At 49.2% G+C, this 8,017-nt stretch carries 7 protein-coding genes; 4 read left to right on the top strand and 3 right to left on the bottom strand.

Translation table 11 applies throughout. The features are described from left to right. Nucleotides 1-162 precede the first annotated feature (162 nt). Nucleotides 163-552 (top strand): hypothetical protein, encoded by a 390-nt coding sequence (locus tag F566_RS0112425; RefSeq protein WP_020407312.1) that lies wholly within the window; start codon nucleotides 163-165, stop codon nucleotides 550-552. Nucleotides 553-709: 157 nt separating this feature from the next. Next, nucleotides 710-1,408 (top strand): aspartate/glutamate racemase family protein, encoded by a 699-nt coding sequence (locus tag F566_RS0112430; protein WP_020407313.1) that lies wholly within the window; start codon nucleotides 710-712, stop codon nucleotides 1,406-1,408. Between the two features lie 505 nt (nucleotides 1,409-1,913). On the opposite strand, the gene F566_RS0112440 is transcribed toward F566_RS0112430, so the two are convergent. Beyond that, nucleotides 1,914-2,894, bottom strand: coding sequence for a glucokinase (locus tag F566_RS0112440; protein WP_020407315.1), 981 nt, complete (start codon nucleotides 2,892-2,894; stop codon nucleotides 1,914-1,916). Beyond that, complete coding sequence (edd, locus tag F566_RS0112445) at nucleotides 2,887-4,710, bottom strand: phosphogluconate dehydratase (protein ID WP_020407316.1); 1,824 nt, start codon at nucleotides 4,708-4,710, stop codon at nucleotides 2,887-2,889. The genes F566_RS0112440 and edd overlap by 8 nt, the downstream gene beginning before the upstream one ends. 297 nt (nucleotides 4,711-5,007) lie before the next feature. On the opposite strand from edd, the gene gap reads away from it, so the two are divergent. Both gap and pyk read left to right on the top strand, forming a co-directional pair. Then, nucleotides 5,008-6,012, top strand: a complete 1,005-nt coding sequence (gene gap, locus F566_RS0112450; protein WP_020407317.1) for a type I glyceraldehyde-3-phosphate dehydrogenase — start codon at nucleotides 5,008-5,010, stop codon at nucleotides 6,010-6,012. Nucleotides 6,013-6,081: 69 nt separating this feature from the next. Continuing rightward, nucleotides 6,082-7,530, top strand: a complete 1,449-nt coding sequence (gene pyk / locus F566_RS0112455; RefSeq protein ID WP_020407318.1) for a pyruvate kinase — start codon at nucleotides 6,082-6,084, stop codon at nucleotides 7,528-7,530. A 220-nt stretch (nucleotides 7,531-7,750) separates the two neighbouring features. On the opposite strand, the gene F566_RS0112460 is transcribed toward pyk, so the two are convergent. Then, nucleotides 7,751-8,017, bottom strand: a 267-nt coding sequence (locus F566_RS0112460; RefSeq protein WP_020405026.1) for a transposase domain-containing protein, incomplete at its 5' end; no start/stop codon positions are given.

The following is an 8,017-nucleotide window of genomic DNA, read 5'->3' on the forward strand; positions in this document are numbered from 1 at the left end:
AGGCGTATTAGGGGGGAGTAGTACTCCCCCAGTGAATTTCCATATAGGCTTACCCAATGCATAAAACCCAGCCAGAATATGACAAAGTATTCATCCTAACGATGCAAAATTGAACTAGAATAGTTCTTGCCTTGAGAATTGAGCAGGTACAGGAGTTTACCCATGCAACTCACAGATAAGACCCCTGCCCGCCTGGTGCAGGTATCACTGTTTTTCTCTTTAGCCAACTTCATATTCAGCGGAGTTAACGCCCAATCCCTGGTGTTATTTGCGGTTTTTACCGTATCCGTCTACACCACCACCCGGATATTTATCCTCTTTAACCAGATTCAACAAACCGCCGCTGTCGATCTGAGCGAGCTGAAATCCTACATGCTGATTGCAGCTGTATTATTCATCGGCATCGCGACCTTCGCCTACTCCTATGTATTCGGGGTCTTCTACTTATTTATCACCGGTGTCTACTTTATATCACCCTATGATCGCGACTGGCTTGCTGGTCGATCCAAAATTGTCGTATTTGACAACAAAGTGGAATACCGGGAAGTCTGACAAATCACTTCTCTGATCAGGGCGGAACCATACCGCCCTTTTTTATTGCTGCAATTTTTCGCCTCGACTCCCGCTACCGACTCAACTACCACAGGCGACTGCGCCTGAAAGCGGATGTGCTGGGTAAATACCATTTGATGATATGCGAGGATCATTCATGAGAACACTGGGCATTCTTGGGGGGATGAGCTGGGAATCTACCGCATCCTACTATCAGAGAATTAATACCGGGGTCAGGGAAAGACTGGCAGGACTCCATTCCGCTTCTTTACTGATAGCCAGCTACGACTTTGCAGAGATTGAGCCACTTCAGGCGGCGCAGGACTGGACGACTCTTGGTCACACCCTGAGTACGACCGGCTCCAAACTGGAACAGTCAGGCGCAGAAGGATTGCTTATTGCGACCAACACTATGCATAGGGTCGCTGAGGAAGTGGAATCTACTACCAACATCCCCCTTATTCATATCGCTGATGCCACTGCCAGCCTACTCCGACAAAATGGAGTTCAAAGGATTGCCCTGCTAGGAACAGTTTTCACGATGCAAATGGGGTTTTACAAGAATCGGTTACAGGAAAAAGCCGGTGTGGAAGTCCTGGTTCCCAAAAAAGACCAGCAAGCTGAAATTAACCGGGTCATATATGAAGAATTATGTCAGGGAGTAATTAGAGACGAATCCAGAGCGGCTTATCTTCAAATCGCGAGTGATTTGCAAAAACAGGGAGCTGAGGGTGTGATTCTCGGCTGTACCGAAATAGGCCTGTTACTAAAACCGGAACACACGGAGCTTCCCTTATTCGATACCACGGAGATTCACTGTGAAGAAGCTGTGTCCTGGATGTTGGCCCAGGACTGACACAACCCCGTATTGAAAGGGGCTATTAAAGGGGACATAGAGATTATTAATAGCCCACTTACGCTATTTGATACCTTTAAGCCGAAGAAAAAGATACCAAACCATGCCTATACCGCTGCATCTAACCTTGCTGTTTCTATCAAACATCACAGCTTTGCTCGGTGGCTTTTTACTGGGCATGACGATCCACGAAACCATCCGGTCCTCACTACCGGAGTTCCTGCAGGAGAAAATAGTCGCCTTTATTATATTTGGAATGTTACCGGCGGCGTTGGGCCTTTATTTGATGGGATTCATATTTCGTTATCTGATTGCAGGGCGGTGCCCCAAGTGCGGTGGACGATCCATCTACCATGCCAGTAGAAGAGAAAATGCCATATTTGGCGGCACTAGCATGGTACCTATTACATACCATTGCAAGGAGTGTGAGCATGTCCATCGGACAAGGATTTTCCCGGCTAATCCGATGGACTCTTAATCATCAAGCAAAAAGGGACGGAGAGCGTCATACCTCTGAGTTGGTAAGAGCTTCCGCAGCACCCAACAAACCGGTGTATGCCTCCATCACAACGAAAACGGGTATCGCCTCCTGATATCCACGCATTCTTCCCTTGTGCTCAAATGCTTCCCGGAATCCACTGGTTTTGAAGAACTCCGTAAACCTTGGAATAATGCCGCCACAGACATACACGCCACCCAAGGCACCAATAGTGAGCGCCGCGTCTCCTGCCACTTGTCCAAAGATCCGACAGAACATGGAAAGTGTCTGTTCAGCCAAATCATCGGTATGCTGTAATGCCGCTTCAGTGATCTCAGCCGGTTCGCTGAATACCGCGTCCCTTTGACTGGCCTGAGCCAAGCCCCGATACAAGTTGACCAGACCTTCTCCACAAAGAATCCGCTCTACAGAAACTCGATCGTAGAGCTTCATTAAATATTGCAGCACCTCGATCTCAAGCGCTGAGGTAGGCGCATAACTGACATGACCACCCTCTGTAGAGAGGGGCACCCAGTTAGCTTTGGTTCTGATAAGCCCAGATACGCCAAGCCCGGTGCCAGGCCCAATCACCAGCCGGGCTCTTGCGGACGTGACCCGATCGTCATCGGCATCCGGCCCTCCCACTTGCACCAGCTTATCTGCAGCAATATGGGGTACGCCCAGCGCCATGGCCGTAAAATCATTAATACATTTCAATGAGTCCAATCCAAGTTTGGCCTGGATTTCTCTTTTGGAAAAGACCCAATGGTTGTTCGTCATTTTGACGATATCATTATGCACCGGACAGGCGAATGCGATACTCGCTTCTGATACACGATCAAGCTGACAACGCTTGAGATAATCCCGTACCGCACCGTCCAGATTGTCATAATCAGCACAGGGCAAAACTTCAATATGCTGAAGGTCAGTAGAACCAGGTGAAACCAATGCAAAACGAGCATTGGTTCCCCCAATATCCCCTACCAGGGCAAACTCACTATTACTCATCGACACCGCTCCAAAATACAGCTGCTCCCTGCTCGGGATTGCCGGCATTTTGCCGCAAGGCACCGAATAACTCACGCCCAAAATTAACATGACGTGGAGATAGATCCACCTCTGCCAAAGGTCTTTGGGCAAGTTCTTCCTCACCTACTTTTAATTCCAAGGTACCGGCAAGGGCATCAAGACGCACTAGATCGCCGTTTTGAATCTTGGCCAGAGTCCCGCCATTAGCGGCTTCCGGGTACACATGAATGGCTGCGGGCACCTTGCCTGAAGCGCCAGACATACGGCCATCTGTTACCAAGGCCACCTTGAAACCACGGTCCTGCAGTACGCCCAGGTAAGGTGTTAGCTTATGTAATTCAGGCATACCATTGGATTTTGGTCCCTGAAATCTCACAACAGCGATAAAGTCCTTTTCCAGTTCACCTCGTTTGAAGGCATCTGCCAGATCATCCTGATCCTCAAAAACAACGGCGGGAGCTTCCACTACCCAATGTTCATGCGCTACTGCCGATACTTTAATCACGCCGCGCCCCAGATTGCCCTGCAGGGCCTTTAGACCACCATCGGGGGCAAATGGCTCAGAGGCAGGACGTAATACGGAATCATCCAGGCTTTTTTCAACCGCAGGAGACCACATCAGACTTTCATTCTGTAAAGTGGGCATTTGAGCGTACTGAGCCAGACCTTTGCCCATCACCGTCTCTACATCATCGTGGAGCAGACCAGCACTCAGCAACTCGCGAATCAGGAAAGGTGTCCCTCCGGCTTCATGAAATGCATTAACATCCGCCTGACCATTGGGGTAAATACGGGTCAGGGAAGGAACTGCTGAAGACAGTTCATCAAAGTCATTCCAATCAATAACGATACCGGCCGCCCGGGCAATTGCCACCCAATGCATCGTGTGGTTGGTGGAACCCCCGGTACATAACAGGGCAACCAAAGCGTTGACGATCGTTTTTTCATCAACCATCTCACCCAGACCTAGCTCACCTCCATTAGGAGCAGACAAACGTACAATCTGCTGAGCCGCTTCTGCGGTCAGTGCATCACGTAATGGAGTATTGGGATGAACAAATGCCGCACCCGGAACATGAAGACCCATCACTTCCACCAGCAACTGGTTGCTGTTCGCGGTCCCATAGAAGGTACAAGTACCAGGGCTGTGATAGGACTTACTCTCGGATTCCAGCAGTTCATCCTTGCCAACTTTACCTTCGGCATATAGTTGGCGAATTCTCTGTTTTTCTTTATTAGGGATCCCTGTCGGCATTGGCCCGGCTGGGATCAAAATGCCCGGCAAATGCCCAAAACTCAGTGCGCCGATCAGCATGCCTGGAACAATTTTGTCGCAGATACCCAGTAAAAGCATCGCATCAAACATATTATGGCTAAGCGCTATGGCTGTGCTCATTGCGATGGTGTCCCGGGAAAAAAGACTTAGCTCCATCCCCGGCTGTCCCTGAGTTACTCCGTCACACATTGCAGGCACGCCACCGGCAAACTGAGCCACGGACCCCATTTCACTGACAGCCTGCCGAATGATATCCGGATACCCGGCATAAGGCTGATGCGCAGACAACATATCGTTATAAGCAGACACAATCGCGATGTTGGCCTTATTCATCAGACGCAGCACATCTTTTTCAGGCTGAGTACAGGCAGCAAAACCATGTGCCAAATTCCCACAGGATAGTACACCTCGCTGTGGGGACTGACTTTTGAGGCTCCTCAGCCTTGTCAGATAAGCATCCCTGGTGGGTCGGCTTCTCTCGATAATCCGCTGGGTAACACTCTGGACAGTTGCATGCATGATCAATTCACTCGCTGATATTTTTGTTCGAGGGCTCGTAACGTTCTTACCTATCAGTAATTTTCTTACCTATAAATAGTCGTCTACTTACTAAACCCGGTAAATCCTATTTTACAAGACAAATGGTAATGGCTTTGTTTTTTGATTTTCATCAGTATCAAAACAAATTTTGTAGGTAATATTACAAGATTAAAACAACATTTTCATGCTAAAGACCTATCAAGGGCAATTTTATTTTGTTATATTTACTACATCTCACAATAACAACAGCTCAACTTTACCTCCAGGAGGTTCGCGATGACGATTAAAGTAGCTATTAATGGTTTTGGCCGTATTGGTCGCAACGTTCTCCGTGCGCTGTACGAGAATAACTACCGCAAAGACATCCAGGTAGTTGCCATCAATGATCTCGGCGACGCCGCTATCAATGCCCATCTATTAAAGTATGACACTGTTCATGGCCGCTTCTCCGGTGAAGTCACTCACGACGAAGAATCCATGACAGTTAATGGCGACCGCATCGCTATACTTGCCCAGCGTGACCCCAAGCAACTGCCCTGGAGCGCTCTTAACGTTGATGTTGTTTATGAATGCACTGGTTTTTTCACCAGCAAAGAAACCGCAGGCGCTCATATAGAAGCAGGCGCCAAAAAAGTCATTATCTCAGCGCCAGGCAAAAACGTGGATGCCACTGTTGTTTATGGCGTTAACGACAACCTTCTTACAGCTGATCATCAGATTATTTCCAACGCCTCATGTACTACAAACTGTTTGGCCCCTGTTGCTCAGGCGCTGCAGAACTCCGTCGGCATTGAGAGCGGCCTGATGACAACCATCCACTCTTATACCAATGATCAGAAACTGACTGATGTTTATCATGAAGATCTGTATCGGGCTCGCTCGGCGACTCAGTCAATGATTCCGACCAAAACCGGCGCAGCCGCAGCTATCGGTCTTGTATTGCCGGAGCTTGACGGTATGCTCGACGGTATGGCCGTCCGGGTTCCGACCATCAATGTATCACTGGTCGACTTCAGCTTTGTTGCCAGCAAAGAAACCAGTCAGGAAGAAATTAATCAAATTCTGCGTGACGCTTCCCAGAATTCATCTATCCTCGGATATAACGATGAAAAACTGGTCTCTACTGACTTCAATCATTCAGCCTTCTCCAGCATCTTTGATGCCAACCAGACCAAGGTGAAAGGCCGTCATGTCAAGGTTATGGCCTGGTATGACAACGAGTGGGGCTTCTCCAACCGAATGCTGGATAATACGCTGGCATTGATGAAGGCAGGGCAATAAACAAGCAAGACACTTGCGAGTTATATCTGTCTCGTATCGGTGAGAGACCCATAAGTAGAGGAAAATAAGATGTTACGCCGCACCAAAATCGTCGCAACCCTCGGCCCTGCGACCAGTTCACCAGAATCCCTCGACGCCATCATCAAAGCTGGCGTTGATGTGGTACGCCTGAACTTCTCCCATGGAGAGGCCGAAGATCACATTGCCCGCGCTGATTTGGTCAGGGAACTTGCTCAGAAAAACAACCGCTTTGTCGCTATTCTGGCGGACCTGCAAGGACCCAAGTTGCGTATTTCCCGCTTCGTGGACGGAAAGATCAATCTCACCAAGGGGCAAAGATTTGTCCTGGATGCCAAGCTCGATAAAGATGCCGGCGACATTGATCGTGTCGGCATCGACTACGAGCAGCTGATTAATGACGTCAACCCCGGCGACATTCTTCTGCTTGATGACGGAAGACTGGAACTGGAAGTCGAAGACGTTATCGGTTACGAGATCGGCTGCCGGGTTCTTATCGGTGGCAAGCTTTCCAACAACAAAGGCCTCAACCGAAAGGGAGGCGGCCTCTCAGCCAAAGCACTGACAGAGAAAGATAAACTGGACATCGTCACTGCTGCAAAACTCAATGCAGATTATGTGGCCGTTTCGTTCGCCCGCTGTGCCGAAGACATGCACGAAGCCAGACAACTTCTGGCAGATGCCGGTTCAACGGCTGGCGTCATTGCAAAAATTGAGCGCGCCGAACTGGTAGATAATGACGAAGCATTGGATGCCGTTATCCTGGCTGCTGATGCAGTCATGGTGGCTCGAGGTGATCTGGCCGTTGAAATCGGGGACGCCGAACTCGTTGGTGTCCAGAAACATATTATCGCCAGAGCAAGAACGCTTAACAGAGTGGTCATCACAGCGACGCAGATGATGGAGTCCATGATCAACAGCCCTATGCCAACCCGAGCAGAAGTTTCGGATGTGGCCAACGCTGTGATGGACTATACCGATGCGGTAATGCTTTCAGCTGAATCAGCGGTAGGAGAATATCCTACTGAAGCAGTAGAAGCGATGGCACGAGTATGTGTGGGCGCTGAAAAGCATCCCTCGACCCATATATCGAAGCATCGTATCAATCAGGCGATGGAAAAAGTGGACGAAGCCATCGCGCTGTCAGCAATGTATGCAGCCAACCACCTCCAGGGTATCAAGGCCATCATTTGCATGACGGAAACTGGTGCCACGCCATTACTTATGTCGAGAATCAAATCCCCATTTCCTATTTATGCATTTTCTCGACATCACAATACTCAGCACAGAATGACTCTGTACAGAGGTGTGCAGACGGTGGCGTTTAACTCAGATGATCACCCTCACTCTGAAATCAATCAGATCACCGTCAATGAACTCGTTAAGATGAAAGTGGTAAGTGAAGGCGATCTGATCATCATCACCAAGGGTGACTACGTTAATGCTCAAGGCGGCACCAACACCATGAAGATCGTCAGAGTAGGAGACACGATTAAGTAGCGTCAGAAGACCTACTATTTAAAAGAATTTATTCCTGCCGCCGGACAGGTATTTCCGGCAGGCTTTTCAGATCACACTCTCGCACTCGCAATCAGAGTGACTTACGCAGGGTTTCGGAGTCCCATCCTACCCTGCTCTTTTTTGCCTGCATTTTTTCAATCTCATAGAAACGCGCTATTAAAAGTACAAAAAAAGACCCAGGCTGGTAAGCGTCCGGCTATCACAGGTTGACCGGACCGCTCCAGTTGTGAGGCAGTAATTCAGCAATGGCACTGTTCTTCTGCGTCGGCAGACGCGCCAGTACATCTTTCAGATAAGCATAGGGATCATGTCCGTTCAGTTTGGCCGATTGGATCAGACTCATTACTGCCGCTGCCCGCTGACCACTGCGCAGCGATCCGGCAAACAACCAGTTGGAACGACCCAGCGCCCAAGGCCGGATCTGGTTTTCCACCCAATTATTGTCGATGGGCACGGCGCCATCCTC

Source organism: Hahella ganghwensis DSM 17046 (assembly GCF_000376785.1).
Taxonomy (GTDB): Bacteria; Pseudomonadota; Gammaproteobacteria; order Pseudomonadales; family Oleiphilaceae; genus Hahella; species Hahella ganghwensis.